General features: G+C 59.7%; 29 protein-coding genes and 1 tRNA gene. 16 read left to right on the forward strand and 14 right to left on the reverse strand.

All coding sequences use genetic code 11. The features are described 5' to 3' along the window. Positions 1–82 precede the first annotated feature (82 nt). On the forward strand, positions 83–3406 hold the full coding sequence (locus RSO67_RS25995) for an adenylate/guanylate cyclase domain-containing protein (protein WP_315841191.1): 3324 nt from the start codon (positions 83–85) through the stop codon (positions 3404–3406). Positions 3407–3426: 20 nt separating this feature from the next. Continuing rightward, positions 3427–4107, forward strand: coding sequence for a peroxiredoxin-like family protein (locus RSO67_RS26000; protein WP_315841192.1), 681 nt, complete (start codon positions 3427–3429; stop codon positions 4105–4107). Positions 4108–4553: 446 nt separating this feature from the next. On the opposite strand, the gene RSO67_RS26005 is transcribed toward RSO67_RS26000, so the two are convergent. Next, positions 4554–4877 (reverse strand): hypothetical protein, encoded by a 324-nt coding sequence (locus RSO67_RS26005; protein ID WP_315841193.1) that lies wholly within the window; start codon positions 4875–4877, stop codon positions 4554–4556. Positions 4878–4946: 69 nt separating this feature from the next. Further along, the gene (locus tag RSO67_RS26010) at positions 4947–5168 is read right to left on the reverse strand and encodes a hypothetical protein (protein WP_089268288.1); all 222 of its coding nucleotides are present in this window, start codon (positions 5166–5168) and stop codon (positions 4947–4949) included. Positions 5169–5257: 89 nt separating this feature from the next. Here RSO67_RS26010 and RSO67_RS26015 point away from each other — a divergent pair, with 89 nt between their 5' ends. After that, positions 5258–5419, forward strand: a complete 162-nt coding sequence (locus RSO67_RS26015; protein WP_315841194.1) for a hypothetical protein — start codon at positions 5258–5260, stop codon at positions 5417–5419. A gap of 388 nt (positions 5420–5807) precedes the next feature. Here RSO67_RS26015 and RSO67_RS26020 read toward each other — a convergent pair whose 3' ends face one another. Together RSO67_RS26020 and RSO67_RS26025 are read right to left on the reverse strand one after the other, a co-directional pair. Continuing rightward, positions 5808–6089 carry a hypothetical protein gene (locus RSO67_RS26020; RefSeq protein ID WP_315841195.1) on the reverse strand — a complete coding sequence of 94 codons (282 nt, stop codon included), beginning with the start codon at positions 6087–6089 and terminating at the stop codon, positions 5808–5810. Between the two features lie 64 nt (positions 6090–6153). Further along, entirely contained in the window at positions 6154–6522 is a 369-nt protein-coding gene (locus tag RSO67_RS26025) for a hypothetical protein (RefSeq protein ID WP_315841196.1), read from the reverse strand. 169 nt (positions 6523–6691) lie between these two features. On the opposite strand from RSO67_RS26025, the gene RSO67_RS26030 reads away from it, so the two are divergent. From RSO67_RS26030 to RSO67_RS26040, 3 genes are all read left to right on the forward strand, one after another. After that, positions 6692–7177: a lysozyme inhibitor LprI family protein gene (locus RSO67_RS26030; protein ID WP_315841197.1), complete on the forward strand. Its 486-nt coding sequence runs from the start codon at positions 6692–6694 to the stop codon at positions 7175–7177. A 1347-nt stretch (positions 7178–8524) separates the two neighbouring features. After that, positions 8525–9322, forward strand: coding sequence for an outer membrane protein (locus tag RSO67_RS26035; protein ID WP_315841198.1), 798 nt, complete (start codon positions 8525–8527; stop codon positions 9320–9322). A gap of 261 nt (positions 9323–9583) precedes the next feature. Next, positions 9584–10042: a hypothetical protein gene (locus tag RSO67_RS26040; protein ID WP_315841199.1), complete on the forward strand. Its 459-nt coding sequence runs from the start codon at positions 9584–9586 to the stop codon at positions 10040–10042. Here the strand turns inward: RSO67_RS26040 and RSO67_RS26045 are convergent. Both RSO67_RS26045 and RSO67_RS26050 read right to left on the reverse strand, forming a co-directional pair. Beyond that, a complete protein-coding gene (locus RSO67_RS26045) occupies positions 10037–11062 on the reverse strand; it encodes a hypothetical protein (RefSeq protein WP_315841200.1) in 1026 nt (341 codons plus the stop codon). The genes RSO67_RS26040 and RSO67_RS26045 overlap by 6 nt on opposite strands. A gap of 189 nt (positions 11063–11251) precedes the next feature. Next, positions 11252–11327, reverse strand: a tRNA-Ile gene (locus tag RSO67_RS26050). 151 nt (positions 11328–11478) lie between these two features. Between RSO67_RS26050 and RSO67_RS26055 the strand changes: the two genes are divergently transcribed. Further along, positions 11479–11691, forward strand: a complete 213-nt coding sequence (locus RSO67_RS26055; protein ID WP_089267474.1) for a DUF1328 family protein — start codon at positions 11479–11481, stop codon at positions 11689–11691. Positions 11692–11722: 31 nt separating this feature from the next. Here RSO67_RS26055 and RSO67_RS26060 read toward each other — a convergent pair whose 3' ends face one another. Next, positions 11723–12700 carry a tripartite tricarboxylate transporter substrate binding protein gene (locus tag RSO67_RS26060; protein ID WP_315841201.1) on the reverse strand — a complete coding sequence of 326 codons (978 nt, stop codon included), beginning with the start codon at positions 12698–12700 and terminating at the stop codon, positions 11723–11725. A gap of 154 nt (positions 12701–12854) precedes the next feature. On the opposite strand from RSO67_RS26060, the gene RSO67_RS26065 reads away from it, so the two are divergent. Beyond that, positions 12855–13820 carry a TAXI family TRAP transporter solute-binding subunit gene (locus tag RSO67_RS26065; protein WP_410001916.1) on the forward strand — a complete coding sequence of 322 codons (966 nt, stop codon included), beginning with the start codon at positions 12855–12857 and terminating at the stop codon, positions 13818–13820. Positions 13821–13828: 8 nt separating this feature from the next. Here the strand turns inward: RSO67_RS26065 and RSO67_RS26070 are convergent, their stop codons facing one another. Then, complete coding sequence (locus RSO67_RS26070; protein WP_315841203.1) at positions 13829–15037, reverse strand: ABC transporter substrate-binding protein; 1209 nt, start codon at positions 15035–15037, stop codon at positions 13829–13831. A gap of 55 nt (positions 15038–15092) precedes the next feature. Beyond that, positions 15093–15725, reverse strand: a complete 633-nt coding sequence (gene mobA / locus RSO67_RS26075) for a molybdenum cofactor guanylyltransferase MobA (protein WP_315841204.1) — start codon at positions 15723–15725, stop codon at positions 15093–15095. Positions 15726–15795: 70 nt separating this feature from the next. Between mobA and RSO67_RS26080 the strand changes: the two genes are divergently transcribed. From RSO67_RS26080 to RSO67_RS26100, 5 genes are all read left to right on the forward strand, one after another. Continuing rightward, positions 15796–16044: a sulfurtransferase TusA family protein gene (locus RSO67_RS26080; protein WP_089267468.1), complete on the forward strand. Its 249-nt coding sequence runs from the start codon at positions 15796–15798 to the stop codon at positions 16042–16044. A 200-nt stretch (positions 16045–16244) separates the two neighbouring features. Then, on the forward strand, positions 16245–17903 hold the full coding sequence (locus RSO67_RS26085) for an OFA family MFS transporter (protein WP_315841205.1): 1659 nt from the start codon (positions 16245–16247) through the stop codon (positions 17901–17903). Between the two features lie 87 nt (positions 17904–17990). Next, positions 17991–18251, forward strand: coding sequence for a hypothetical protein (locus RSO67_RS26090; protein WP_315841206.1), 261 nt, complete (start codon positions 17991–17993; stop codon positions 18249–18251). Between the two features lie 159 nt (positions 18252–18410). Next, positions 18411–18707, forward strand: coding sequence for a hypothetical protein (locus RSO67_RS26095; RefSeq protein ID WP_175367284.1), 297 nt, complete (start codon positions 18411–18413; stop codon positions 18705–18707). Next, complete coding sequence (locus RSO67_RS26100) at positions 18704–18886, forward strand: hypothetical protein (RefSeq protein ID WP_231077673.1); 183 nt, start codon at positions 18704–18706, stop codon at positions 18884–18886. The genes RSO67_RS26095 and RSO67_RS26100 overlap by 4 nt, the downstream gene beginning before the upstream one ends. Here RSO67_RS26100 and dapA read toward each other — a convergent pair. Next, positions 18883–19857, reverse strand: coding sequence for a 4-hydroxy-tetrahydrodipicolinate synthase (gene dapA, locus RSO67_RS26105; RefSeq protein WP_315841207.1), 975 nt, complete (start codon positions 19855–19857; stop codon positions 18883–18885). The genes RSO67_RS26100 and dapA overlap by 4 nt on opposite strands. Before the next feature lie 10 nt (positions 19858–19867). Continuing rightward, on the reverse strand, positions 19868–20137 hold the full coding sequence (locus RSO67_RS26110) for a hypothetical protein (RefSeq protein WP_120289267.1): 270 nt from the start codon (positions 20135–20137) through the stop codon (positions 19868–19870). A gap of 182 nt (positions 20138–20319) precedes the next feature. Here RSO67_RS26110 and RSO67_RS26115 point away from each other — a divergent pair, with 182 nt between their 5' ends. Then, complete coding sequence (locus RSO67_RS26115) at positions 20320–20580, forward strand: DUF6496 domain-containing protein (RefSeq protein WP_315841208.1); 261 nt, start codon at positions 20320–20322, stop codon at positions 20578–20580. A 147-nt stretch (positions 20581–20727) separates the two neighbouring features. Here the strand turns inward: RSO67_RS26115 and RSO67_RS26120 are convergent, their stop codons facing one another. Together RSO67_RS26120 and RSO67_RS26125 are read right to left on the reverse strand one after the other, a co-directional pair. Continuing rightward, on the reverse strand, positions 20728–20946 hold the full coding sequence (locus RSO67_RS26120) for a hypothetical protein (protein WP_315841209.1): 219 nt from the start codon (positions 20944–20946) through the stop codon (positions 20728–20730). Positions 20947–20983: 37 nt separating this feature from the next. Further along, on the reverse strand, positions 20984–21871 hold the full coding sequence (locus RSO67_RS26125) for a Ku protein (RefSeq protein WP_315841210.1): 888 nt from the start codon (positions 21869–21871) through the stop codon (positions 20984–20986). A 148-nt stretch (positions 21872–22019) separates the two neighbouring features. Here RSO67_RS26125 and ligD point away from each other — a divergent pair, with 148 nt between their 5' ends. After that, positions 22020–24740, forward strand: coding sequence for a DNA ligase D (gene ligD, locus RSO67_RS26130; RefSeq protein WP_315841211.1), 2721 nt, complete (start codon positions 22020–22022; stop codon positions 24738–24740). A gap of 107 nt (positions 24741–24847) precedes the next feature. Here the strand turns inward: ligD and RSO67_RS26135 are convergent, their stop codons facing one another. Further along, positions 24848–25012, reverse strand: a complete 165-nt coding sequence (locus RSO67_RS26135) for a DUF3309 family protein (protein ID WP_081422059.1) — start codon at positions 25010–25012, stop codon at positions 24848–24850. Between the two features lie 151 nt (positions 25013–25163). Here RSO67_RS26135 and RSO67_RS26140 point away from each other — a divergent pair, with 151 nt between their 5' ends. After that, positions 25164–25475, forward strand: a complete 312-nt coding sequence (locus RSO67_RS26140) for a polyhydroxyalkanoic acid system family protein (RefSeq protein ID WP_315841212.1) — start codon at positions 25164–25166, stop codon at positions 25473–25475. The last annotated feature ends 161 nt before the right edge of the window (positions 25476–25636 follow it).

Below are 25636 nucleotides of genomic sequence, written 5' to 3' on the forward strand. Positions count from 1 at the left end.
CATTCTTACCAAGGATCTAGGGCCCATTCGGTGAGGTCCAAGATCAGATCGCGCCATCGCGACTCCCGAGAGGTCTTGATCCATGACCTGCTCTCGTTGCGGTTTCGAGGTTCAGAGCGGCTTTGCTTTCTGCCCGAAGTGCGGTGCAAAGCAGCCGAACTCGTGCCCCAGTTGCGGCTATGTATGCGCACCCGATTTTACGTATTGCCCGAAATGTGGCGCCCACGTCGATGACGCCTCTAATGCCGGCGACCGACGGGAGGCGTCATCACCGACGATTCCGGTAGGGCCCGATCGACCAGCGCTCACGCCGAGCCCGGTTGTCGAGATCGAGCGAGCATCTCGGCGAACACCCCACAAGGTCGATACCGAAGCGAACCGCCGCACCGTGACCGTGCTGTTTGCGGATCTCAGTGGCTTTACCACGATGAGCGAGCGGCTCGACCCGGAAGTCATGCAGACTCTTCAGAACGAATTGTTTGAGGAATTAACGGCAGCGGTGCAAAATTTTGGCGGCTTCGTGGACAAATTCATCGGCGATGCGCTGCTCGCACTGTTTGGTGCGCCGGCCGCGCACGAAGACGACCCTGAGCGGGCGCTCCGCGCGGCCCTCGACATGATCAAGCGAACGGCGCACCTGGGAGAACGTTTGAAGGCATACGCAGGTTCGCCGCTCGTGCTCCATATCGGTATCAACACCGGGCACGTGGTTGCGGGGGGACTTGGTGCGGGCGCTGCCAAATCCTATTCAGTGACCGGTGACACGGTGAATACCGCTCAGCGATTGCAATCGATGGCAGCCCCGGGCGAAGTGCTGGTGGGGCCGCTCACCTACCGCCTCACGCGGCATGCATTCTCGTATGAATCACTTGGCGACGTTGCGCTTCGCGGCAAGGTTGGCAGCGTCCTGGTACATCGTCTCAGGGGACCTCTCGACACACCGCGTGCGGCACGAGGACTCGAAATACTGGGCCTTAGCGCGCCGCTGATCGGACGCGACGCAGAGATCGCCCGTATGATGGGGTGCCTTAAACTGGCGTGTGGCGGAGCTGCTCAACTGGTGCGGCTGGTCGGCGAAGCCGGCATCGGAAAAACGCGCCTGATGAATGAGTTCGTTACCCGCGCTCGCGATGATGACCGCTTCGCGAGCGTGGCGATCCGACGGGCCGTTTGCTCGCCCTTGGGTGAGCAATCCTACGGTACCCTCGCCGCGGTGCTGCGCAGTGCTTACGGCATCGCGCACAAGGCTTCGGTGGCAGAGGCGCAGGCCAAGCTGGCCGAAGCGCTGTCGGAACTTGGCCTGGCGACCGAAGAAATCGAGCCGCTGATGCCCCTCTATTTCTATGTTCTTGGTCTCGGCGACCCCGATGCCGCTTTGCAGCATGTTGAGCCGGAACAGCTCCGGCGACAGATTTTTTTCGCGATCCGCACAGTCTTCGAACGGCGTCTGGCCATATCGCCCCTCCTGATTATTGTCGAGGACCTGCACTGGGCGGACGCCGTGTCGCTTGAGGTACTGCGGTTCGTGATGGATCGGCTGGAGCGCAGGCGGCTGATGCTATTGTTCACACACCGACCGACGCTTGAAATGGATCCGCTCGAGTCAAGTCGAATTAGCCATACAACACTCCGGCTGGCACCCCTTTGCGTCGCTGACGGAAAAAAGCTGCTCGCGGCGTTCTTCGGTCACGGTTGGAATGGATATTCCGGAAATCTATTCAATCGAATTCTTGAACGCGCGAGCGGTAATCCGCTGTTCGTTGAAGAAATCATACGCGGTCTTATCGAAGCTGGCGTTTTAGCGCGTGACGGCTCGCATTGGCAGATCAAGTCCGATGAAGCGGCCGCTGACATCCCGGCGAGCATTCAGGCCTTGTTGCTCGCGCGAGTGGACCGACTGCCACACGACGTGCGTCGGTTGGCTCAGGAGGCAGCGGTCATCGGCCCGCGCTTTGATGCTGCTCTTCTCGGTGCCACGGCAACCGACCCGGTAAAAGTAGAGGCAGGGCTTGAGCTGCTGTGCGACGCCGAGATCGTCGAGGAGATCGCGGGGGCGAGCTCGATTTCGCTGCAATCCTATCGTTTCACGCAAACTCTGCTTCAGGATGTAATCTACCAAAACCTCCTTCTGCAACGGCGTATTGAGATGCATAGGCGGATCGGTACTGCCCTGGAGCGGGTGTGCGGGGATGATCCCGAGCGGCTCGAAGACCTTACGCTGCTGGGACATCATTTCAGCCTCAGTGCGAGCAAGCCGAAGGGCGCATATTACCTGAGCGCAGCAGGTGATCGAGCGCGCGCGATCTACGCCAACGATGACGCCATCCGCCTCTATCAGCAGGCACTCGCCGTCTTGTTGACCTCTGGCGATCAAGGACCGGAACGGCTTGTGCTGTACGAACGAATTGCCGACCTGTGTGGAGCGGCAGGCCGGCGTGACACGGCCGACGAACATTACCAGACGGCATTGGGGGCCCACCGCGCGGCCGGGGACCGCGCCGCCGCAGCGCGGATACTTCGCAAGCTTGGTCGATTGATGTGGGACGCTGGCAAACGAACCAAGGCGGAGGCGCATTACGCCGAGGCGGCTGCGCTGCTTGAGGGAACGGATGCGCCGATCGAGTGGGCGCATCTCTTGCAAGAGCGCGGCCACCTCGCGTTTCGCACGGGCGATCACGCCGCGGCTGCGAGATGGGCAGACGATGCGCTGCGTTACGCTCAATCCGTGCCGCCGGACGTAAATATACAAGCCGGGCTTGAGGCGGCTCGCGCTACCGCAGAGGCGCTCAATACCAAAGGGGGTGCACTGGCGCGGCTGGGCCGAAGCCGGGAGGCCGTACGCGAGGTGGAGCGTAGCGTCGCAGTCGCCGAAGCCGCTGGCCTCCTCAGCGCAGCCTGTCGCGGTTACACGAATCTTAGTGTGCTCTACACGATGGTCGATCCGGCTCAAGCCATGGAGGTATGCCGGCGCGGCCTTGATGTCGCGCGCCGTATCGGAGATCTCGGCTTTCAGGCGCGTCTTCTTGCCAATCTCGCTGTCGCCTGTTGCACTTTCACGGACAGATGTGCCGACGAAGGCGTGCCGGCTGCCGAAAAGGCCATCGAACTCGACCGTGCACTCGATCAGCGCGAGCATCTCGCTGTTCCATTGATTGTGCTCGGACAAATTCATCAATGCCATGGCCAACCGGAACTTGCGGCCCGCTGCTACAATGAGGCAATTGAGGTGGCGCGCGAAACGGGCGAGCCACAGCAGCTCTTTCCATGTTATGATGGTCTTGCAACGCTGAACCTCGATCGAGGCGACATGCCTGAGGCCGAGCGGTATTTCGCTTTGGCGCACGATGTTTGCGCCCTCCACGGGCTTGATCCTGAAGCTCTGATCGTACTGCCATTTCTTGATTAGCAAACCGAAGGAGGTTGACCATGTCCGAACATCATGTCGATGGGCCACTCCACCCGGGCGACCGCGCACCGAACATTGTGCTGGATGCGATCACACGCGACGGCAAGATCGCGCTTGATGACTTTCGCGGCCACAGCCCAGTATTGGTCGGCTTATTCCGAGGCCTGCATTGCCCGTTCTGCCGGCGCCATCTCGCGACCCAAGCGCAACTTGACCCAGCCCTGCGCGAGAAAGGCGTCGAGAGTCTGGTGGTGGTCAACACGCCAATCGAGCGTGCGCGGCTCTATTTCCGTTATCATCCGTTGCCCAATCTGCTCGCCGCGTCCGACCCCGAGCGCGTTTCGCACCGCGCGTTTGGCTTGCCCAATCTCGAGTTTACGGAGAGTGAAAGCGAGTGGCCGCACAAGATAGGGATGGACGCTGTTATGACCATGCGGATAGACATGCCGGGCGAGCTGCCCGAGCCGATGAATCCAATGGCCGCGGCTGATCTCCTTAACAATAAGGACGGCTACGAAATGACCGAGGCCGACGAGCACATGAAGGCAACTGGCCATGGCCAACTCTTTGGCCAATTCCTGCTTGATCGGGAGGGTATCGTGCGCTGGAGCTTTACCGAAGTTCCCGAGGATGGCCGTCGCATGTTTGGAGCTCCGACCCCCCGAGAGCTGATGTCGGCCGCCTCCCAGGTTGCAGGCTAAGTATCATAGCGCGTTTTGACGTGTAATTCTGCCGCGGGCGGTACTCGGACTGTCGCGATAAGCGTGTTCTGTCCGGCCAAAGCGCGAGACTTGGCTGTGCTTCGCAAGCTTGCGATATCCGGATGGAGTCATTCGCGTCCGTACGAGCGCGCAATGTACATGTCCGCTAAATCCTAACGAGCCGACATTCGCGCGATCAACGACTTGGTCGGCGAAGCGCCGTGAGCTGAGCGGCGCCGTAGGCGCGCGCCGCTTGGCCGCCCGAACGTCCTTTCTCAGTTTGCCCCAATAGCAGACATCGTGGCCCTCGCCCTAGGGAGAATTTGCCCTTCAATATTATTGTTGTCGAGAGGGCAGGCGGGATCACGCCAGTGCACGCAAGTAGCACCGGTCTGGCGCTTGATTAGGCCATACTGTCATTTCCCCGCATGACGCGCGCACGATGTCTATTGATCTTGAACGTTCAGCCACAACTGGATTGCTCGCGCGGCACGCATCCACTCGCTGGAGCCTTCGGGCGCGCTTCTGGCGTGCTGATGACCGGCAAGCTCGCGGATCGCGGCCAAGGCGGCTCGTTCGGCGTCGGTCATCGCAGCAGACGCGTGCGGCGTCGGTTGCTCGGTGGCCAGGCCGTTAAGCAGAATGCGGGCTTCATGGTCGGTGCTGATCGCGGCGACCTTCAAGATCGATCGACAGTAACGGCCTTTGATGAGGCTTCGTTCGTCGCCCGTTTGGGCGCTCTGTCGGTCAAACCCGTTCGTATTGGTCAAAATGCCGCCTTGGTCGGTGAGACCATAGAACAGGCAGTTGCCAGCTTAGTTCCTGCTCACAAAGGCAGATCAAACCGATTTCAGGCTGTACCGGGAGCGAAGCTGCTTTTGGATGCGCGCCACGGTGGTCGCAAGTTCAGGGTGACGCCGACAGTCGGCAGCGTTAGTCAGCGCCGTCCAATTATTACCACCGGGGACAATTGCAATCGTGGCGCTGGGCACGGCCGTTCCTGCAAGCTTCTCGTGAAAGAGCCAGATCAGCTCGTCGGCGGGAATTGGCTTCTTAGGCATGATGGTCCGGGTCTGAGCGCGTCGTTGCGAAATCAAGCCTAGCCCGGCCCATGCTCTGCTCAAGTCGATATGTTTTGCAGGTGATATAAATGAGTGCACCGTCCGTACCTAAATTTCATGCAGCCCTGAAGGCTGTGATCAAACGCGCAATCATCGTTCTGGATGCGCTTGGTGAATCTGAGATGCGTTTGCAGAACCAGGGGCGAGGCTGGAACAGGGCAATCAACGATGCAGCGCTGGCCTATGGCTAAGGCCGCCTCTTCGATTGTAGCTTCGCTGTCACCGTGGCCCAAACAGGCACGCGTTTTGGGAGAGCTTCGTCCCGAGGCGGCAATCCCAGTATTTCTCCACCATGATGCCCGCTATCAGGATAGCGAAGCACACGAGACAAAACACTGCTAGCCGACTGTCTGCTTTCATGCCGGCCACTTTAGTCGATGCGGAAAAAAGCCCCAAGCGCGGGCATCGCTTGGGGCAGTTACTTGATGTCCAGCGGAAATGCCGCCGGCCGCTCAAAATAGATCGGCTAGGCCCTGGTTGTAAATTTCAGCATTTGATCGAGGCTATGTCATACGGCATGGAACGCGTTGTGGTTGCGCAATTTTTCATTGGTCGTGTGCGCGGAGATGCAGCGGCTCATCAGGCGCCTGTCTGCGACCAGCCAAATATAGCGACGTAGAGACAGGCGAGGAGAAGCAGCACTTCCAGGCCGATGGATACCCAAAACCGCGTTGGAGTGGCGTCGCGATGAACGGTCAGTGCAGCTCGGTCCCTAAACGAGTCCAAAATCCAGTTCACCCCATCGGGTTCGAAGGGCACGAATGTCCCGTCGGTAAGCCCGCGGCGAAGTGTGCGGTAGGTATCGAAACACAAATAAGCTGAAACAACGCGGGCGACAATTTCATAGAAGAAAAACTGCATGGGATTGGGCGCTCATCAATCTTTGAATAGAGCGTCACTGGGATTGGTCGTGACTCCAGGCCGCTCATGCATTTACGCTTCTTATTGATTTATCTGACAGCCAAGAACACACCGCGGCTGGAACTGCTCCTAAAAGAATGGCCATCACAACTGACCAAAACTCCGCGAACCCACTCCAGAGAAAGATCAGGACTGACGCGGACATCAGACCTCCCACGGCCGTCGTTTTCAAAACGTGGAGAGGCTTTTTCGATAGTGCCCGGTCCACCCCCGCCATCAACAACGCCGGGATAATCGCAATCGGATACGACGCAATCAGCCATGCCAACAGATCTACGCTCGATGGAATGCCTTTCGAGACCACGTCAGGGGCGTTGAAAACAAGCATCCCGAGAGGCGGGAAGAGAGCCGCGAAAATCAGAAAGCGCTTCATGCTACCTTGGTCTGTCTTGGAGGGGATTTTGTTCAACTTCTAAGTCGCATGAACCCAGCGTTGCCGACGGCGCGCCGGCGCGTGATTTAATCGAGGCCACCGTCATATTCCACATTCAGGTGAACCAACGCTGGTCCTTCGAAGACCAAAGTCGCGAACGGAGATCTCCATGAAGCTCAAACTTTCCGCCGCGATGCTCGCCGCAAGCCTCGCGCTCGCATCGATGGCTTTCGCCCAGGGCACCGCGCCCGCCGACGTTAAAGTGATCGATGCTTGCCTGAAGATCGCGGAGGAAACCGGCGGTTTCGGCGGCGCGTGTGTCGGGCTCGTCGCCGACCCCTGCATCAAAAAGGCGGAGGGCGTGAATGACGATGTCGCCAAATGGAAAGCCTGCGCGGCGCGCGAACTCGCCATTTGGACGCAGAAAACCAATGAGACGCTAAAGAAGGTTCAGGCCGGCGGGTTCGCCGACGTGATCAAGGCGGTCCAGGACTCGGAGAAAACTTTCGCCGCGTCGCGTGATCGCTTCTGCGCGGTCTTCGACAAAGTCGAGCCCGGCATGTACCGGGGCAGTGCGAGCTACTGCCGCCTGCGCGAGACCGCCAACCGCTCGCTGAGCCTGATCAAGCTCGGCGCTGCGGTCAACGAGCACTGAGACCTTGCCCCACCTTGCTTGGCCGCAATGCGTTCCGCCATGCTGCTCATAGTCTAACCATTCTTATTACATGACCGCGGGGCCACGAGCCGGTTCCACTGGCGTCAGGACTTCTTGCGCCGTTGGGCATCGACCATGTCTTGAACAGTCGCGCCGATAGGCAGTCTGTGTTGTCGCAGAACTGTCCAGGCCACAACAGCAAGGAAAGCAGCCCCCATAATTGCGGCGAGGACAGGCGCGGATTCCGGGGACAGAACACGCACCGTTTCGTTGGCGGTCGAAATTCAGCGCTTCGTGAACCGATACCAACAGTCTGTGTGGCCACTTTGAGAACGACTCGGCTATCTCGTTGAGATTCCACGATCCCGCATTTTGAAAACGACTCGGTTTTGACTTTAAGAACGACTCGATACCCCCGTTTTTCGCTTTGAGAACGACTCGATTTCGCAAGACACCGAGAATCCGCTGTTATTCGCGCTAGTTTTTTCCGGAGAGAGACGCAGACGCTGGTTCTTGTGAACGCCAGCGGGTTTGTCCTCTCCATACTGTCCACCGAAGATGACCTCGTTATGTAGACTTCGCAGCCAGTCAACGCGAGCCGTTCTTGGGGAAAGAGAATCCCGAGCGCTTGGTGGATACCGAACCCGCACTCGATTGCTGCTCGCGCATTGCAAAAGGCAATCGACGAGATGGTCGGCGCTATCACCGGGGACGCGCAGTATTTTTACGCAAAGCCGCATAGTCTTTGCGTCGGCTTCCGTGAGCCATCTAAGGATTGAGGTCATAGGGCCATCGGTCCAGGTGCGGCTTCATCAACCTCGAAGGAGGAAGGCATACGCGCCTAACACTGCTAACCCGCCTACGAGGAGCCAAACGACGAGGCCGATTGTCAGCATTTTGGCTGGGGCAGGAGTGTGATCGGTCTGTGGAGTTTCGTGAGGGGCGACGGCTGTTTCTTGATCGGCTGGCATCGGACACATCCTTGTGGCCGCACCTTGCCGCCATGGATGAACGAACGGCTTGCAGATCGTAACGTTCCGGCATCCCGCCATTTTACCCGATGACGGGGAGGGCGTCATCGTTCTCCTAGGATCGCGAAATTATCGACCGTCCAGGCTAGCCGCGTAACAGCCGCCGCGACTGTACTGCTGGACCGGCAGAAGTTGCTCGGCTCCCAATTTTAACCGACAGCAGCCCGCGCGAGAATTAATAACGCTGAAATGACGGTCCACTGACGTAATTGGCGGACCAACAAGCTGTGTGTTGCTGCCCCGCTACAGCCAACATCCCCAGACTCCTCCACGGTTCCATCACTGGATTTTTAGTTTTTATCTTGGGAGTGAACTTATGAAGAGCATTTTGGCTGCGGCCACACTTATCGCACTTGGCACGGTGTCGGCCTCTGCCGCTGATATGGCAGCACGCCCATACACCAAGGCGCCCGCCATGGCTCCGATGTGGGACTGGTCAGGATTTTATATTGGCGGCAACGTCGGTTATGGCATCAGCCGATCGCCGTCGACCAACTCGCTCGTCGCTCCGTTTACGCCTCCGTTATCTGTTTTGGCTTCGTCGGATAGGCTCACAGCTGACGGCGTCATCGGCGGCGGCCAGATTGGTTGGAACAAGATGTTTGCGCCGAATTGGCTGTTTGGCATCGAGGCCGACATTCAGGCAGCCGATCAAAAAGGTAGCTCGGTTATTTCCGGTGCCTTCTTTGGCCCACCAGCAGCAACCATTTCAGCTGAGACACGCCTGAATTGGTTCGGAACGGTCCGCGGACGCCTTGGTTGGACCGCGACGCCTGACACGCTTCTCTACGTCACTGGCGGCTATGCTTACGGTGAAACCGAACAGCGCAACTTCAGCAGCATCCCAGAGAACGGCGTTCCCTTTATCGCTGGATCATCTGTTAAAAGCGTGAAGGGTGGTTGGACGGTCGGCGGCGGCATCGAAACCCGTCTTTGGAATAGCAATTGGACGGCCAAGGCCGAGTATCTTTATATGGACCTCGGCACACAAGGCACCTCCAATTTTGTTCAGGTTGCCGGTGCTGCTGGCTTGAGCCAGGTCTCGAACTCGGAGTTTAAGGACCACATCGTTCGTGTTGGCGTGAACTATAAGCTCGGCAACTGGGCTTACTAAGCTTTATCTAGTTTCCAGAAGACCAAACTGAAAACCCGGCGTAGTCCGGGTTTTTTCGTCTTGATCGAGGTGGTGCTATTCGTGAGTGCGGAGGCTGTGCAATGTAGGCCGGCAATGAGAACCAGAGGAGGATTGTCAAAAGAGCTCCGGCGTAGATGATTGCTAACATACTCCATCCTACCATCTTCGCCGAGGTGACCCGCGCGATCCCTCATGTTATCATGAAGTTTCGGGAGACCTTACCGGGGCCGGTAAGATGGCATGCCAACCTATCTCGTTAGAATAATTGAGACCCGCGATCTCGTCGGGGTCTTCTCGGCCGACAACATCCTTCAACTGATCATCATCGTCAACGAATGCACCGAACCGGATGACTGCGAGTACGCCAGGCTGAGTGTTCCTGGCGGCATTATGTGGACCAGTCCGGCGATCCCTATACCCATCCCGCGTACCGACGATGAAGATGGCTCAGAGCCGGATCCGATGCCCTGGAGCGAGGCGACCGACACTGAGCGATGGTGGACTATCTGCACGGCTATTCGATTTGTCGGTGGAAACGGTTCTTTCCAGACGATCCGCCGGAGCCAGCAAAGCAAGTGCTGCCGCGGTGACTGGGACAGGTGGTGGCCTTTAAAAAGCGTTGACTATACATTTTCGGAGGGCAGTGACCATTGCTTGCGCCAAATGATCGAAGCTTGCTCGCTGGTTGCGTTTTTATGACGAAATCTGCCGCCGGAGCGACAGCAGATGTTCCTTGGTTTCGTTTCGCCATGTGATCCACCTTTGCATTGACGCCGTGAAATCCGACATGCGCGGGTCTAAGAACGCCTTTAAAGCGTCACCTGGGGCGTCTAGTTTGATCGAGTTTTGAACGTACATAAACATGATCATGTACGCTTCGATATCTTTCAACGTACTTTCATAGTTCGGTTGAGAAATGAACCGGACGATATCTTGGTACTCGGGAATATCGTTTCTCAGTTTGTCTAGACTCAAACATACGATCTTGAACTGATCTCTGAACGCTAACAGTCGATCACCAAAATCAGGATTGTTAGTAGGGTCCTTGATCGCGTTCCACCAACTTTGGAGCGGCGGGTATTTTTCGATCAAGTCCTGCATTTCAATCGAGAGAATTTTTAAACTTCGATCGATCGGTCTAAGTTTGAGTTCCGCCTCGTAAGGGGTTAGAGGGCGCTGAGGAGGCACCTCTGCCTTCCGCGCCTCCGTTTGATTTTGAGGCAGCGGCACAGCTCCGCTTTTTTTATCTAGGTTTTGCTCCGGACCTAGATTTAGATGTGTCGCCACTACTTGCCGCGGCTCTTGCGGTCGCATGTATTGCCAAATCACGCCCGCAAGCACGATTGCGATACCAATAGTTATGACGTGAATGGGAAGCACCCAAGCAATCCTAGTTTTGAGCGCGCCAAAAATAGCGCGGCTGAAAGTTATCACGATTCCAGATTTTCTTTCCTTTTCAGAGGCTATGTCCGAACTTCTACCTACTAGGTCGTGCCAGAATTGTTGATTGCTCACATATAGTCCCACTACAGCTATGGCGAGCAGCAACCAGCCCAGCGTGCTCATGCCCTTGCCCCCGAATATTTCACTGAGGTCATCAGGCAGTTTCGCGAGACCAATCCCGTCGAGCAGCCACTTAGTGCGTCCCCAAACCTTGGGCCACCAAAGCTCAATTGTTGCGAGCGCAACAAAAAAGGCATTGCTAAAAAAGGCGCGCATACGGTCCCCCACGGCGTTCTAAAGCTAGTTGTGGCAGACGATGATGCGCCTGAACAAGCGTGCGTGTCCAAAGTACATGTATCCTTGGACTCGAAAGAACGAACGCAGATAGCACAGAGGATCGCGTACCGAATGATTGGCCGCGAGAAATAGCGTCTTGGCGAAGGGACGCTATCCCACTGAAATCATTGGTGGGCCCGGCAGGACTCGAACCTGCAACCAGACCGTTATGAGCGGTCGGCTCTAACCATTGAGCTACAGGCCCCGCCGGCGTCCAGCGGGCGTGAGAACCGGGGACGGCGGTGCAGGCATTCCTTATATCGGCCATCGCCTGTGGGCAATGCCGCGTTCCCGGGGGCGGAACTTTGGCCGGGCGGTGGCGTTTGTCTGCGCAATTTCAACGTTGGGAGGCGCGGGTGTTTCGCTGGGCTGTCATCTGTCTGATCATTTCCCTGATTGCCGGCGGCCTCGGCCTCACCAACATCTCGGCTTTCGCCAAGAAGCTCTCGATCATCCTCTTTGCGCTGTTCTTCCTCGGCTTCCTGGCTTTGCTGGGCTTCGCCTATCTGGTCGCCGGGGCGGTCAGCAGCTCGGAGCTGCTGCCCGCCATGGTCGCCGTGAGTGTCTAGCTCAGTCGCCCCGGGATCAACCGACCTTGGCTCAGTCGACTGACACGCCGGCGAATTCCACCACCTTGCGCCACTTCTCGGTTTCGGCGGCAACCAGCTTGCCGAATTCCTCAGGCGTCATCGGCTTCGGCACGCCGCCGGTCTCGGCGAGCCGTGCGATCAGCTTCGGATCCTTCAGCGCTTCGCCCACAGCCTTGTTGAGGGTGGCAATCACCTCGGGCGGCGTGCCCTTCGGCGCGGAAATGCCGTAGAAGCCGATGGACTCGAAGCCTGGCACCGTCTCGGCAATGGCCGGGACGTCCGGCACGATGGGCCAGCGTTGCGGCGAGGTGACGCCGAGCGCGCGGACGGTGCCGCCCCGCGACTGTTCGAGCGCCGTGGGCAGGTTGTCGAAGATCAACTGCACCTTGTTGGAGATGATGTCAGGAAAGGCGATCGCCGAGCCGCGATAGGGCACGTGGATCATGTCGCATTTGGTCATCGCCTTGAACAATTCGGCTGACATATGCACCGAGGTGCCATTGCCCGATGACGCATAGGAGATCTTGCCGGGATTGGCCTTGCAATAGTCGATGAACTCCTGGACCGTTTTCACGGGCATGCCATTCGACACCACCAGCATATTGGTGAGCTGCATGATGCTGGCGACCGGCACGGTGTCGCGGATGAAATCGTAAGGCAGCTTCTTGTAGAGCGAGGCCGAGATTGCGTTGTTCGGCGCGACGAACAACAGCGTGTAGCCATCCGGTGCCGAGGTCACGGCGGCGGCAGCGGCGAGGTTGCCACCGGAGCCTGCGCGGTTCTCGACGACGAATTGCTGGCCGAAATGATCCGACAGCCACTGCGCCATGATGCGCGCCACGATATCGACAGGGCCGCCGGCGGCGAAGCCGATTAGCCAGCGCACGGGGCGATCGGGATAGCCGGCGGCAGAGGCGGGAAGGGTCGCCGTGGCAAGGCTGGCAAAGCCGACGAAACACAGCACAGCAGCACGCAGAAAAGCGATCATAATCCCTCCCAGAGATGAAAGTCGCGGCATTGATGCGCGACGTCGTTCGATCGGGCTTGCCGCCCGTTACCTCCATGCTTTCATAGAATTCGGATTTTGCCTACAAGCTTGGTCGAACGATGCAGGCCGAACGACGTCGAGGTACCCCATGAAAATGATGCCGCTTGTTTGCGCAGCATTCCTGACTGTCACAACGGCCATTGCGCTGGAGGGAGCCAAACCGATGCCGACCACCACCCCTCTCAGCTTGAGTCTCGGTACGGCGACGCCCGGCGGCGGTTTCCCGCTCTATGGCGATGCCTTTGCCGAGGTCATGAACAAGGCCGATCCGTCGCTGACGCTGGCGACGCGCAACACCAAAGGGTCGACCGAGAACATCCCGTTGCTCGAAGCCGGCCAGCTCGATCTTGCGCTGGTGGCCGGTGAACCTGCTTATGAAGCGTTCAAGGGCATCGGCCGGGCGCCGACGAAGCTGAAGATCATTACGGCGCTGTATTCCAACCCCGGCATGTTCGTGGTGCGTGCCGACAGTCCCTACAAGACGATCCGCGATCTTGTCGGCAAGCCGATCGCCTTCGGTGCGAAAGGCTCCGGCCTCGTGTTCCTGTCGCGCTATGTGCTGGACGGACTCGGCCTCGATCAGGACAAGGATTTTCAGGCGGTCTATCTCGACCGCGCGGGCGACGGTCCGGCGATGCTGCAGGACGGCCGCGTGGCCGCATTATGGGGTGCAGGCCTGGGCTGGCCCGGCTTCAAGGCGATGAGCGAAAGCCCCGGCGGCGCCCGCTTCATTGCGCCCGATGCGGCGGAGATCGCGCAGATTCGTGCCAAGCACGCTTTCCTCAAGTCGATGCTGGTCGAAGCGAACAGCTATCCGAACCAGCCGGCGCCGATCGCATCGGTGGGCTCGTGGAGCTACATCCTGGCGAGCGAAACGCTGCCGGATGATGTCGCCTATCGGCTGGCGAAGACGCTGCACGGCGCCGAAGCTACGCTGGGCGCACGACTCGCACAGGCGAAGGAGACGACGGCTAGTAACACGGTGGCGTCAGCGCCTGATGTGGCGCTGATCCATCCGGGTGTGCTGAAGTATTTCAAGGAGATCGGGGTGGCGAAGTAGTTGATCGTCTACTTCTTCCCCAACACACAAGCCGGATCAGGCGGTCCAAATGCTTCCTCTCCGGAAATCTTCGCGAGGATCTTGTAGTAGTCCCACGGATATTTCGACTCCTCAGGCGACTTGACCTGCACCAGCATCAGGTCATGCACCATCAAGCCGTCCTCGCGCAGTTTGCCATTGCGCGCGAAGAAATCCTCGATCGGCTTCTCGCGCATCTTGGCGGCGACCTTCAGCGGTTCGTCTGTGCCGGCCTCCTTGATGGCGTTGAGATAGACCATGGTCGACGAATAGACACCGGCCTGCCACATGGTGGGCATGCGCTTGGTCTTCTCGAAGAAACGCTTCGACCAGGCGCGGGTCTTGTCGTCCATGTCCCAGTAAAAGGCGGTGGTCAGCAGCAGGCCCTGTGCGGTCTGTAGCCCCAGCGAGTCGATGTCGGTGATCAGCGCCAGCAGCGCGGCCATCTGCTGGCCGCCCTTGAACACGCCGAATTCGCCGGCGGTCTTGATCTCGTTGATGTTGTTCGGCGGCCCACCGGCGATGCCGATGATCTTGGCCTTCGAGGCCTGCGCCTGCAGCACGAAGGACGAGAGGTCCGACGCGCCGAAGGGCGGACGCACCGAGCCGATCACCTTTCCGCCGGTCTTGGTGACGACGGCAGATGCATCGCGCTCCAGCGCATGGCCGAAGGCGAAATCGTCGGTGATGAAGAACCAGCTGTCGCCGCCGCGCTTCACCACTTCCTGCGCGGTGCCGACGGCGAGCGCGCGGGTGTCGAATACCCATTGCATCGTATAGGGCGAGCAGAACTTGCCGTGGAAGTCCGCAGCGCCCGTCGAATGGGTGATGAATAGGCGCTTGCGGTCGTTGGCGACGTTCTGCACAGCGAGACCGACGGCAGACACCGGCACGTCGACGATGAGATCGACCTGATCGACATCGTACCAGCGCCGCGCAAGCGATGCGCCGACATCGGGCTTCAACTGATGATCGCCGATGATGATGCTGATCGGCTTGCCGAGTACGGTGCCGCCGAAATCATCGACGGCCATCTGTGCGGCCGTCACCGAACCCTGGCCGGAGGGCGTCGAGGCCGGGCCGTTCATGTCGGTGAGCACGCCGATCTTGACGACGTCGTCGGAGATTTGCGCCGAGGCGGTTGATGCGAGGAGAGCGAAGGCAAGACCAGATATCACGGACAGCGAAGTACCGCGCATGAAGTTTCTCCCATATGTCGCGACACTTCGGCCGCGTGATGGAAGTGAGCTTAGGTCAGCCCCGGTCGTCGAGCAATGCAAGCCGCTCGGCTTCCGCGATGTCATCCATCGTATTGGCATTGAAGAATGGATCGACGGGATCGGCTGGCCATTCCACGGTGGCGAGACGATAGCGTGCCGTCCAGCGTCCGACCTTGCGGATATCGTCATTGACGAGCGCGTGCCGTAACTCACGGCGCAGGGAGACGTCCCACAAGCCGATGACGGGGTGCGACTGTCTTGCGGACGAGGCAACAGCAAGCTGCGCATTCTCCGCGATGCGGGCGTGATGCAAACGGGTAACAAGATCGCGCGGCAGGAACGGGCAGTCGCCGGCGACGCTGAGCATCCATGTGACGTCCGGCCGGTTGGCGGCCGTCCATTCCAGACCCGCAAGGATGCCGGCGAGGGGGCCGGGAAAATCCGCGACGTCGTCGGCAATCACGGGCAGTCCGAAGGACGCAAATCGCGCGGGATCCCCGTTGGCGTTCAGCACCAGTCCGTCGCATTGCGGTGCGACGCGCGCGATCACGCGGGCCAGGATCGTCGTGCCGCCAATCTCGCGCATCGGCTTGTCGCCGCCGCCCATCCGGCGAGCCAGACCGCCCGCGAGAAGCGCGCCCAGAGTGGCCGGATATGTGTTCGCCATCGCCATACCGCTGCATATGACATTTGGCGCTGGCCCGATATAACGCAGTTGCACCAAGTGGAACTGCGCGATGCCCGTGACCAAGCTCGACCTGACCGGATTGAAATGCCCATTGCCGGCGCTGATGACGCGCAAGGCGATGAAGGCACTGTCGGTCGGCGACCGGCTCGAAGTCCACTGCACGGACCCCCTCGCAGTGATCGACATCCCTGCGTTGATCCAGCAGAGCGGTGATCAGATCGAGACCTCTGAACGCAGCGGCGATGTGATGATCTTCTTCATCGAAAAACGAAATGCTGCGATTGCAAATCGCGATTGAATTGCTGCGATGCAGTGGAAATCATTGAGAAATTTTCGCTCCTGATACCTTTGGACTATCGACTCCCGCAGTCGCTTCTGGCCCTGTTCTAAAGTGCGAGTGCGCGTGAATCCTTGTCCGCGCGCCGTAGGGGAATTGACGAAGCGACTTTTTCAAATCGCAGACCGGCTCAGAAGGGTCGGCTGCAGGGGAGAACTTTCATGACAAGTGTGGGCAACGCCGGAACACTGTCTGGCACCAAGCCAGGATTGCTGGAACGCGAACGCATCATTGCGACGGCAGGTTTCAATCGGTGGCTGGTTCCACCGGCCGCACTTTGTATCCATCTCTGTATCGGCATGGCCTACGGCTTCAGCGTGTTCTGGCTGCCACTGTCGCAGGCGATCACGACACCCGCGTCGAAGGAAGTGTGCGACGGCATGAGCCTCGCCACCGAGCTCTTCACCACAACGTGCAACTGGAAGGTCGCCAGCCTCGGCTGGATGTACACGCTGTTCTTCGTGCTGCTCGGCGTCTCCGCCGCCATCTGGGGCGGCTGGCTCGAGCGGGTCGGTCCGCGCAAGGCCGGCTTCGTGTCGGCGATGTGCTGGTGCGGCGGTCTCGTGCTCGGTTCGATCGGCGTCTACACGCATCAGCTCTGGCTGCTGTGGATCGGCTCTGGCGTGATCGGCGGCATCGGTCTCGGCCTTGGCTACATCTCGCCGGTATCGACGTTGGTGAAGTGGTTCCCGGATCGTCGCGGCATGGCGACGGGCATGGCCATCATGGGCTTTGGCGGCGGCGCGATGATCGGCTCGCCGCTCGCCAACCTCTTGATGAACTATTTCAAGACCCCGACCGATGTTGGTGTCTGGCAAACCTTCCTGGCCATGGGCGTCATCTACTTCGTGTTCATGACCATTGGCGCGTTCTCTTATCGCATCACGCCACCGAACTGGAAGCCGGAAGGCTGGACGCCGCCAGCGACCGCGAATGCGATGATCACCACCGGTCACGTGCATCTCGACAATGCGCACAAGACCAAGCAGTTCTGGCTGATCTGGGGCGTGCTTTGCTTGAATGTGTCCGCCGGCATCGGCGTCATCGGCATGGCATCGCCGATGCTGCAGGAAATCTTCGCCGGCAAGCTGATCGGCGCGCCCGACCTCTCCTTCAGCCAACTCTCGGCAGCGCAGAAGACTGCGATTGCCGGCATCGCAGCCGGCTTCGCGGGTCTGATCTCGCTGTTCAACATCGGCGGCCGCTTCTTCTGGGCGTCTTTGTCGGACAAGCTCGGCCGCAAGAACACCTACTACACGTTCTTTATTCTCGGCATCGTGCTCTATGCACTGGTGCCGACCTTCGCGGCAATGGGCAGCAAGGTCCTGTTCGTGCTGGCCTTCGGCATCATCCTCTCGATGTATGGCGGCGGCTTCGCGACCATCCCGGCCTATCTCGCCGATATCTTCGGCACCCAGTTCGTGGGTGCGATCCACGGCCGGTTGCTGACGGCCTGGGCGACTGCGGGCATCGTCGGTCCGGTGGTGGTGAACTACATCCGTGAATTCCAGATCGCCGCCGGCGTGCCGCGGGCGCAGGTCTATGACTTCACGATGTACATCCTCGCCGGCATGCTGGTGCTCGGCCTGATCTGCAACATGCTGGTGAAGCCGCTGGCGCCGCATTGGTTCATGAAGCCGGAGGAAGTCGCGAAGTTGCAGGCCAAGGGCGCCGAGGCGGCGTCGGCCGGTGGAGGCTCCTATGGCATTGGCAAGGGCGGTTTCGACGGCGCAGCCATTGCCTTCTGGGCCTTTGTCGGTGTCCCGCTGTGCTGGGGCGTCTGGCTGACGCTGCAGAGCGCCGCGCGTATCTTCCAGTAAAACCTGCGCGGGACCGGCAGCGAAAGCTTCCGGTCCCGTTTCACATCTGACGAACGATCTTCAAAACAAGCACATTCGGGGATAACGATGACACGCATCACTACGGGCCTCGTGGCCGCACTGTTCGTTGTGACTTCAATGGGCGTTGCTTCGGCGCAGGCGCCTGCGACGCCGGCAACTCCTGCGCCCGCAAAGATGAAGCTGAACAAGCAGAGTCTGAAGGACATGAAAGCGAAGTGGAGCGCCAACAAGGGCAAGCTCAAGGCCTGCCGCAAGGATGTCAAGGTCAAGGGCCTCGCCGGCGACGACCGCTGGTTCTACATCGAAGACTGCATGGCCAAGAGCTGAGCGAGCGCTGGTATTTCCGACACTTCCAGCCTCGTGATCTTTATGCCGCGCTTATGAACGAGCGCGGCCGCTCGTCTCGATTTCATATGTCGTTGTCCGCATCTTCCAGGCATCCCGACGCGCTCATGCGCCAGGGATTTGAGAAGACGGACAACGACCATGACGATGTTCTACAATCGCGATACCCAGCTGCACGATTTCTCGGCCGACAGCGCCTACCGCAGCTACCTCATCAGCCGCAATCAGCCGCCGATCGTCCATCACTCCAGTGATATCCAATGGAAGCGGCTCTGCGTAGCCATCAGGCTGACGCGTAACCACATCAAGGGCTTCTTCGCCGCCATCCATATGGCTTTGGTGGCCGACAAGATGCGCCGCGCGCGGCGTGAACTGGCGCGCGTCCGTGTGCGCGCCGCCGATACGCCGGTGCTTCCGGATCGCCGGAGCGTGCCATGAGGGAAGACCGTTCTGCAGCGCTGTTCGCGCGTATCGCCTCCTATGCGACCATCATGCCGGGCATTCTCGCCCGGCTATGGCGTTTCGTCATTGGACCTGCTGTCTATCGGCCGGCCGCGCATTATATGCGCGGACCCGGCCCGAAATGTCGTGAGAAGAACGAGCGCCCGCAAGCCTAGCGGGCGCGGCGCAGGGGCGGCGCGTCGTCGGGTTGTGCCCAGATCGCGTCCATCGCCGTGTGTACCTGCTGCTGCTCGGCATCTGTCAGCTCGGTCAGCGGCAGGCGCACGACGGCACTCCCCAGGCCCCGCAAGGTCAATGCATATTTCACTGCCGATGTGACCCGCTCCGGCGGCAGGGCTGTGGCGAGCGGCGCCAGCATGTCGGAGATGGTCGTCGCATAGCGCGGGCATCCCTGGCGGGCCGCGTAATACATGCCGCGGCAGAGCTGCGGCGCCACATTGGCCATCGCGGAGACAACGCCGTCGCCGCCGAGCAGCAGATAAGGCAGGGCTGCGGTGTCCTGTCCCGTCAGCATCCGGAAACCCACTGGCAGCAGCGACCGCAATCGCGCCAGTCGCCCGGCGTCGCCGGTGTCGTCGCGCAGGCCTATCAATCGTGGCGAGGCGGCGAGACCGATGAGCGTGTCGTCGGTCAGCGCACGAGCACAACGCGACGGTGCGTCATGCACAATGACCGGCAGCAATGTCGCCTCCAGGATCGCACGGAAATGCGCTGCGATGCCACTTGCCGTCGGGCGGTTGTAATACGGCACGACCGACATGACGGCATCGGCGCCGGCGGCCCATGCCAGCCGCGTCGATTCAATGGCGCGGCTGGTGCAGTTCGATCCCGCGCCGGCAATGATGTGGATGCGCCCGCGGGCGATGCCGGCGGCAGTCCGGATCAGCGTGGCGCGCTCGTTCGAGGTGAGCGTGTTGGCTTCGCCAGCGCTCTCGCCGATGACGATGGCGCTGGCGCCGGCGCAGACCTGACGCTCGCACAACCGCGCGAAAGTGACGAGATCAAGCGCGCCATGCGTGTCAAACGGTGTCGGCACGTCAGCGACGATGCCGTGCAGCCAGTCGTTGGCGCGATGGGAGGCATGAGCTTGCGGGAGGGCATGAGCCCGAAGAGCAACTGTGGACATGGCGGGAAGCTCAGGCGACGCGCCGTTGTTGTAACCGTTCGACAGAGGTTGCTGCCGTGAAAGGCAGGGCGTTCATATCGAGTTCGATGAGGCCCGCCGTCTCAATGATAGCTTCGGGGCGATGGCCGTTCTCGAACAGAGCATAACGCACGGCATTCGCGCGGCTGACGAACAACCCGCCGAATAGACCGTTTTGTTCCTGCGCGACCCACTGGCCGCGGCCATTCTTGCCTATAAAAACGAGGGATGAGCTACACGAGGGAGGTTCGATGGTGATCACTTGCAGTCTCCAGTTCATTCGCTTGAGCGAATGGCTGCAAGATGATCGGCCGCCCGTTTGAAAACGAGATGAGCGGCGGTGCCGCGTTATAGGGATTTCATAAGTGCGTTCGTTCGCACATCACCCACGCGGAACCATCATTCGCGATGGCGATTGATCGTTTCGATCACAGGGAGCATGGAATGGCGAAATATTCCAAGAAGGCCGCCGCAAAGGTCGCGCGGGCCATGGAGAAGCGCAAGGCCGGCACATTGCGAAGCGGGGGCTCGGGCAAGAAGGTGACCAGCAAGAAGCAGGCGATTGCCATCGGCCTGTCCGAGGCTCGCGCCGAGGGCAAGAAAGTGCCGAAGGCACCGAAGAAAAAGACGGTGAAGAAAGCCAGCAAGAAGACGGCGGGGAAAAAGAAAGCGGCCAAAAAATCCCGAAAGTCGACGAAGGCCTGAGGCTCCGCCGATGTACGTTGATCGACGAATATGAACCAATCTTCGTCATGCCCGGGTTTGTCCCGGGCATCCACGTCTTGGCGGGAGAAAAGACGTAGATGGCCGGGAAAGCCTGGCCATGACAGTTTCGACCCAAGTGGCATCGCCTCACTTTGTCTGTAGTGTCGCCTTCAGCAGGTGGTCCTTGCATTCATCGTCCTTGCCCTCCGCCATTGCTTCGCTGGCCAGGCCGATCTCGTCGGAGGCGGTCTTCTTTTGCTTGCCATCGGCCATCTTGGCGATGGCTTCGGCGACGAAGGCGATATTCGAGGCGTTGCATTCCCGTGTCTGCAGCTGCTGCGCCTGCGCTGCCACGGTCGACGTCAACGCGATGCCTATGATTATTCCCAAAACCTTCATGCGCTCAGCTTGCCTTGCGGTGCCGCGCTGATGACCGCGCGGCCTTCTTGGCCGGACGCTTGCGCGCCACATGTGGTCGTGACGACGAAGCGCGTTTGGTCGACTTGCCCTTGCCACCCTTGAGGCTCGCCTTCAGCGCATCCATCAGGTTGATGACGTTGTCCGGCTTCTCCTCCTTCTCGACGACCTTCACCGGCTTGCCCGCGGCCTTGCGCTTCACCAGCGTCTTCAGCGCGGTCTCATATTCATCCTTGAACTTGCTGGGATCGAAATGCGCAGCCTTGCTGTCGAGGATATGCACCGCAAGGTCGATCATGTCCTTAGAGATCTTCGGCGACTTGATATCGTCGAAATAGTCCTCCTCGTCGCGCACTTCATAGGGGAAGCGCAGCGTGGTGCCGAGCAGGCCCTTGCCGAGCGGCTCGATGGCGATGATGTGCTCCCGATTGGTGAGCACGATGCGCGCCAGCGCCACGCGGTCCTTGTCCTTCATGGCATCGCGGATCACGGCGAATGCATCGGCGCCGGCTTTGCCGTCGGGCGCGATGTAATAGGGGTTGTTCAGATAGCGCCGGTCGATCTCGTCGCGCGGCACGAAATTATCGATATCGATGGTGTGATTGCTTTCGATCTGCACGGCTTCGAGCTCTTCCTTCTCGATCTCGACATATTCGCCCTTGCTGATCTCATAGCCGCGGCCCTTCTGCTCTTTCTCCACGACGTCGCCGGTCTCGGCATCCACCATCTGCTGTTTCAGCCGATTGCCGGTCTCACGGTTGATCATGTGGAATTTGGTTTTCTCGATCGTGGTCGCGGCCGGATACAGCACCACCGGGCAGGTGACGAGCGACAGCTTGAGAGAGCCTTTCCAATAGGCGCGGGGCGGGGCCATACTCGTCCTCCAACTCGATCGACAAAAATGAAGCACGCAGGCCGCAAAGCATTGCGCTGGCGTGGATTTCCAGGAACTTCAACGGTAGTTCCCGGTTTTGGTTCCGGGCCGGATCCTGCGGCTTATGACGCGTTGAGTGAGGTTTGCCTTGGCCGACAAGCAGCTATCGATTTATCGCCGGAAACGCGATTTCGCGCAGACGAAGGAGCCCTCCGGGCAGATCGTGGTCGCGCCGGCGAAGCGTCGCCGTTTTGTGATCCAGAAACACGATGCCACGCGGCTGCATTACGATCTGCGGCTGGAGATGGACGGGGTGTTCAAGTCCTGGGCCGTCACGCGCGGGCCATCGATGGACCCCGCCGACAAGCGCCTTGCTGTCGAGGTCGAGGACCATCCGCTCGATTACGGCGATTTCGAAGGCACAATTCCCAAGGGACAATATGGCGGCGGCACCGTGCAGCTCTGGGACCGCGGCTATTGGGAGAGCGACGACCCGGACAAGGGCCTCAAGAAGGGCGATCTGAAATTCACGCTGGATGGCGAGAAGCTGCATGGTGGCTTCGTGCTGGTGCGCATGAAGCATGACCGCAATGGCGGCAAGCGGACCAACTGGCTGCTGATCAAGCATCGCGATGAGTTCGTGAAGGAGGGCAAGGCCAACACTGTCCTCGACAACGACAAGTCAGTTGCGTCCGGCCGGACCATGAGCGTCATCGCGTCAGGAAAAGGGAAGGCGCCAAAACCGTTCATGATCGCCAGGACGGCGAAGATCAAACCCGATGCTATCTGGGATTCCAGCGAGGGCAGTGCTGCCGATGCGCGCGCCAGCAAGGTCGGCAAGACCAAGGCTGATGTTGGCCAAGCTGCACAAAAGACTGAAGCGAAGAAAGTCGTGACAAAGAAAGCGGCCAAACCATCGGCGAAGCCGGTCAAGGTCGCAAAGATGCCCGGCTTCGTCGCACCTCAACTTTGCACCATCGTGGAGCGGCCGCCCTCCGAGAATGGCTGGGTGCATGAGATCAAGTTCGACGGTTACCGCGTGCAACTCCGCGTCGAAGACGATGAGGCCACGCTGAAGACACGCAAGGGGCTCGACTGGACCGACAAATTTCAGGCCATCGCCAAAGAAGCCACCGGCATGCCGGACGCGATCATCGATGGCGAAATTGTCGGCCTCGATGCCAATGGTGCCCCGGACTTCGCGGCGCTGCAGGCGGCGCTGTCGGATGGCGAGACCGATACCCTCATTTTTTTCGCGTTCGACCTTCTGTTCGCCGAAGGTGAAGATCTGCGGAAGCTGCCGCTCGGCGATCGCAAGGAGAGATTGAAGGCGCTACTCGACAAAGCCCGCGGTCGTCGCAAGGAAAATCTGATTCGCTATGTCGATCATTTCGAGAGCGGTGGTGACGCCATCCTGCAGTCGGCCTGCAAACTGTCGCTGGAAGGCATCGTCTCCAAGAAATTGTCGGAGCCCTATCTGTCGGGCCGCTCGCAAAACTGGACCAAGGCGAAATGCCGCGCGGGCCATGAGGTCGTGATCGGTGCATGGAAGAGCAATGTGGGAAAATTCCGCTCGCTGATGGTCGGCGTCAACAGAGGCGACCATCTCGCTTATGTCGGGATCGTTGGTACCGGCTTCGGCCAGGACAAGGTCACGCGTATCATGCCGGCATTGAAGAAAGCGGCGGCAAAGACCAGCCCGTTCGGCGGCAAGGAGACGCCGCCGGGTGGCCGGGACGTGCACTGGCTCAAGCCCGAACTGGTGGCCGAGATCGAGTTTGCTGGCTTCACCAGCGCCGGCATGGTGCGTCAGGCGTCGTTCAAGGGGCTGCGGCAGGACAAGCCGGCCGATGAGGTCGAGGCTGAAACTCCGAAGAAGACCGCGCTCGCCGAACCGAAGCCGAAGGGCAGTATGAAGCAGGCAGCGAAAACCTCCACAAAGAAAGCCGTGCCAGCAAGGGCGGCAGCGGGCTCCGCGGTCGTGATGGGCGTGGCGATCTCCAAGCCTGACAAGGAGCTATGGCCGGATGCTGGCGATGGCGAGCCGGTCACCAAACGCGATCTCGCGGCCTATTTCGAAGCCGTCGGCGACTGGATGATGGACTATCTCAAGGGGCGCCCATGTTCGATCGTGCGCGCGCCCGATGGCATCGACGGGCAGCAGTTCTTCCAACGCCACGCAATGCCGGGGACATCGAACCTGCTCGAACTCGTGAAAGTCTCCGGCGACCGCAAGCCTTACCTGCAGATCGACCGCATCGAGGGTCTAGCAGCTGTCGCGCAGATCGGCGGGCTCGAACTGCATCCCTGGAATTGCGCGCCGGACGCGCCGGATACACCGGGGCGTCTGGTGTTCGATCTCGATCCGGCGCCTGATGTGGAGTTCATTGCCGTCATGGATGCGGCACGCGAGATGCGCGAACGGCTCTCGGGTCTCGGCATGGAGAGTTTCTGCAAGACGACCGGCGGCAAGGGCCTGCATGTGGTGGCACCGCTGCTGCACGGCGCGAAGGACAAGGTTGACTGGAAGACGGCGAAGACGTTTGCGCAGGCCGTATGCCAGCAGATGGCCAGTGACGACCCCGAGCGCTATCTGCTCAACATGTCGAAGAAGCTGCGTGGTGGAAAGATTTTCCTCGATTATCTGCGCAACGACCGGATGTCGACCGCGGTCTCGGTGCTGTCGCCGCGGGCGCGAAAGGGGGCCACGGTGTCGATGCCGCTGACATGGGCGCAGCTGCGTAAAGATTTGGATCCGAAGAATTTCACTGTGCGCAGCGTCCCGGCGCTGCTGGCGAAGAGCAAGGCGTGGACGGGTTACGAGGATGCTGCGTCGTCGATCAAGGCTGGGATCGGAAAAATGAAATGACTCTCACTGTCATTACTCGCTTTCGCGGGTGATGACGGTGAGAGCGTACGCGTATGGAAAAGCGCGCGATCCTTCCGGACCGCGCGCCTTGAAATCAATATCCGCTCTTACAGCTTACCAAGCAGCAGGAGGATCAGCAGAATTACCACGATGAGGCCAAGGCCGCCGCCGCCGTAATAGCCGGTGCCGTAGAACGGACCGCCGCCGATACCGCTGAAACCACCGAGCAAGGCGATAATCAGGATGATCAGAATAATCGTACCAATGGACATGAATGTCTCCTCAGCCTGGCAGACGGACGAGCCGGCTGCCTTCATGCGGTAAAAACGCGCAGGCGCCCGCAAGGTTCCAGGGTTGAAACCTTCATTGCGACTACCGCTGGACGAATTCGCGCCTACATATGAACTAACAAAGGATGCCTTGATGTCTGCACCGCTCGTCGTCTCTATCCCTCACAGCCTCGGCCGCGAGGAAGCTGCGCGCCGGCTCAAGACAGGACTGACACGCGCAGCAACTAATGTACCAATGTTGAAAGTTGACGAGGAGCGCTGGGACGGCGACCGGATGATCTTCCGCGTCCATGCCCTGGGCCAGGCGGCGTCCGGTCATGTCGATGTGGCCGAGGATCATGTCACCGTCGAAGTGGTGCTGCCCTGGCTGCTGCAGCGTTTCGCCGAGGTGGCGCAGGTAGCGATCAAATCGCGCGGAAATCTGCTGCTCACGAAAAAGAATTGAAGCGGCGTTGCGGCGTGCAGAAAATCTCTCGCATCTTTAATATCTGTTGCTGTGCAGCATAAAAATATCGCGCGATAGTGCGGCGCACGCGAGTTTGATCGTAAACCACTCGCAAACAATTTGATGAAAAGCTTTGAGCACGCGGAGGAAGGGAACCGACC

This window comes from Tardiphaga sp. 709, from assembly GCF_032401055.1.
Taxonomy (GTDB): Bacteria; Pseudomonadota; Alphaproteobacteria; order Rhizobiales; family Xanthobacteraceae; genus Tardiphaga.

Excerpts from the sequence above, each read along its gene's own strand:
- RSO67_RS25995 (WP_315841191.1), top strand. The coding sequence starts at position 83 with ATGACCTGCTCTCGTTGCGGTTTCGAGGTTCAGAGCGGCTTTGCTTTC.
- RSO67_RS26000 (WP_315841192.1), top strand. The coding sequence starts at position 3,427 with ATGTCCGAACATCATGTCGATGGGCCACTCCACCCGGGCGACCGCGCA.
- RSO67_RS26010 (WP_089268288.1), bottom strand. The coding sequence starts at position 5,168 with ATGCCTAAGAAGCCAATTCCCGCCGACGAGCTGATCTGGCTCTTTCAC.
- RSO67_RS26015 (WP_315841194.1), top strand. The coding sequence starts at position 5,258 with ATGAGTGCACCGTCCGTACCTAAATTTCATGCAGCCCTGAAGGCTGTG.
- RSO67_RS26020 (WP_315841195.1), bottom strand. The coding sequence starts at position 6,089 with ATGCAGTTTTTCTTCTATGAAATTGTCGCCCGCGTTGTTTCAGCTTAT.
- RSO67_RS26025 (WP_315841196.1), bottom strand. The coding sequence starts at position 6,522 with ATGAAGCGCTTTCTGATTTTCGCGGCTCTCTTCCCGCCTCTCGGGATG.
- RSO67_RS26030 (WP_315841197.1), top strand. The coding sequence starts at position 6,692 with ATGAAGCTCAAACTTTCCGCCGCGATGCTCGCCGCAAGCCTCGCGCTC.
- RSO67_RS26035 (WP_315841198.1), top strand. The coding sequence starts at position 8,525 with ATGAAGAGCATTTTGGCTGCGGCCACACTTATCGCACTTGGCACGGTG.
- RSO67_RS26040 (WP_315841199.1), top strand. The coding sequence starts at position 9,584 with ATGCCAACCTATCTCGTTAGAATAATTGAGACCCGCGATCTCGTCGGG.
- RSO67_RS26045 (WP_315841200.1), bottom strand. The coding sequence starts at position 11,062 with ATGCGCGCCTTTTTTAGCAATGCCTTTTTTGTTGCGCTCGCAACAATT.
- RSO67_RS26060 (WP_315841201.1), bottom strand. The coding sequence starts at position 12,700 with ATGATCGCTTTTCTGCGTGCTGCTGTGCTGTGTTTCGTCGGCTTTGCC.
- RSO67_RS26065 (WP_410001916.1), top strand. The coding sequence starts at position 12,855 with ATGATGCCGCTTGTTTGCGCAGCATTCCTGACTGTCACAACGGCCATT.
- RSO67_RS26070 (WP_315841203.1), bottom strand. The coding sequence starts at position 15,037 with ATGCGCGGTACTTCGCTGTCCGTGATATCTGGTCTTGCCTTCGCTCTC.
- mobA (WP_315841204.1), bottom strand. The coding sequence starts at position 15,725 with ATGGCGAACACATATCCGGCCACTCTGGGCGCGCTTCTCGCGGGCGGT.
- RSO67_RS26080 (WP_089267468.1), top strand. The coding sequence starts at position 15,796 with ATGCCCGTGACCAAGCTCGACCTGACCGGATTGAAATGCCCATTGCCG.
- RSO67_RS26085 (WP_315841205.1), top strand. The coding sequence starts at position 16,245 with ATGACAAGTGTGGGCAACGCCGGAACACTGTCTGGCACCAAGCCAGGA.
- RSO67_RS26090 (WP_315841206.1), top strand. The coding sequence starts at position 17,991 with ATGACACGCATCACTACGGGCCTCGTGGCCGCACTGTTCGTTGTGACT.
- RSO67_RS26095 (WP_175367284.1), top strand. The coding sequence starts at position 18,411 with ATGACGATGTTCTACAATCGCGATACCCAGCTGCACGATTTCTCGGCC.
- RSO67_RS26100 (WP_231077673.1), top strand. The coding sequence starts at position 18,704 with ATGAGGGAAGACCGTTCTGCAGCGCTGTTCGCGCGTATCGCCTCCTAT.
- dapA (WP_315841207.1), bottom strand. The coding sequence starts at position 19,857 with ATGTCCACAGTTGCTCTTCGGGCTCATGCCCTCCCGCAAGCTCATGCC.
- RSO67_RS26115 (WP_315841208.1), top strand. The coding sequence starts at position 20,320 with ATGGCGAAATATTCCAAGAAGGCCGCCGCAAAGGTCGCGCGGGCCATG.
- RSO67_RS26125 (WP_315841210.1), bottom strand. The coding sequence starts at position 21,871 with ATGGCCCCGCCCCGCGCCTATTGGAAAGGCTCTCTCAAGCTGTCGCTC.
- RSO67_RS26135 (WP_081422059.1), bottom strand. The coding sequence starts at position 25,012 with ATGTCCATTGGTACGATTATTCTGATCATCCTGATTATCGCCTTGCTC.
- RSO67_RS26140 (WP_315841212.1), top strand. The coding sequence starts at position 25,164 with ATGTCTGCACCGCTCGTCGTCTCTATCCCTCACAGCCTCGGCCGCGAG.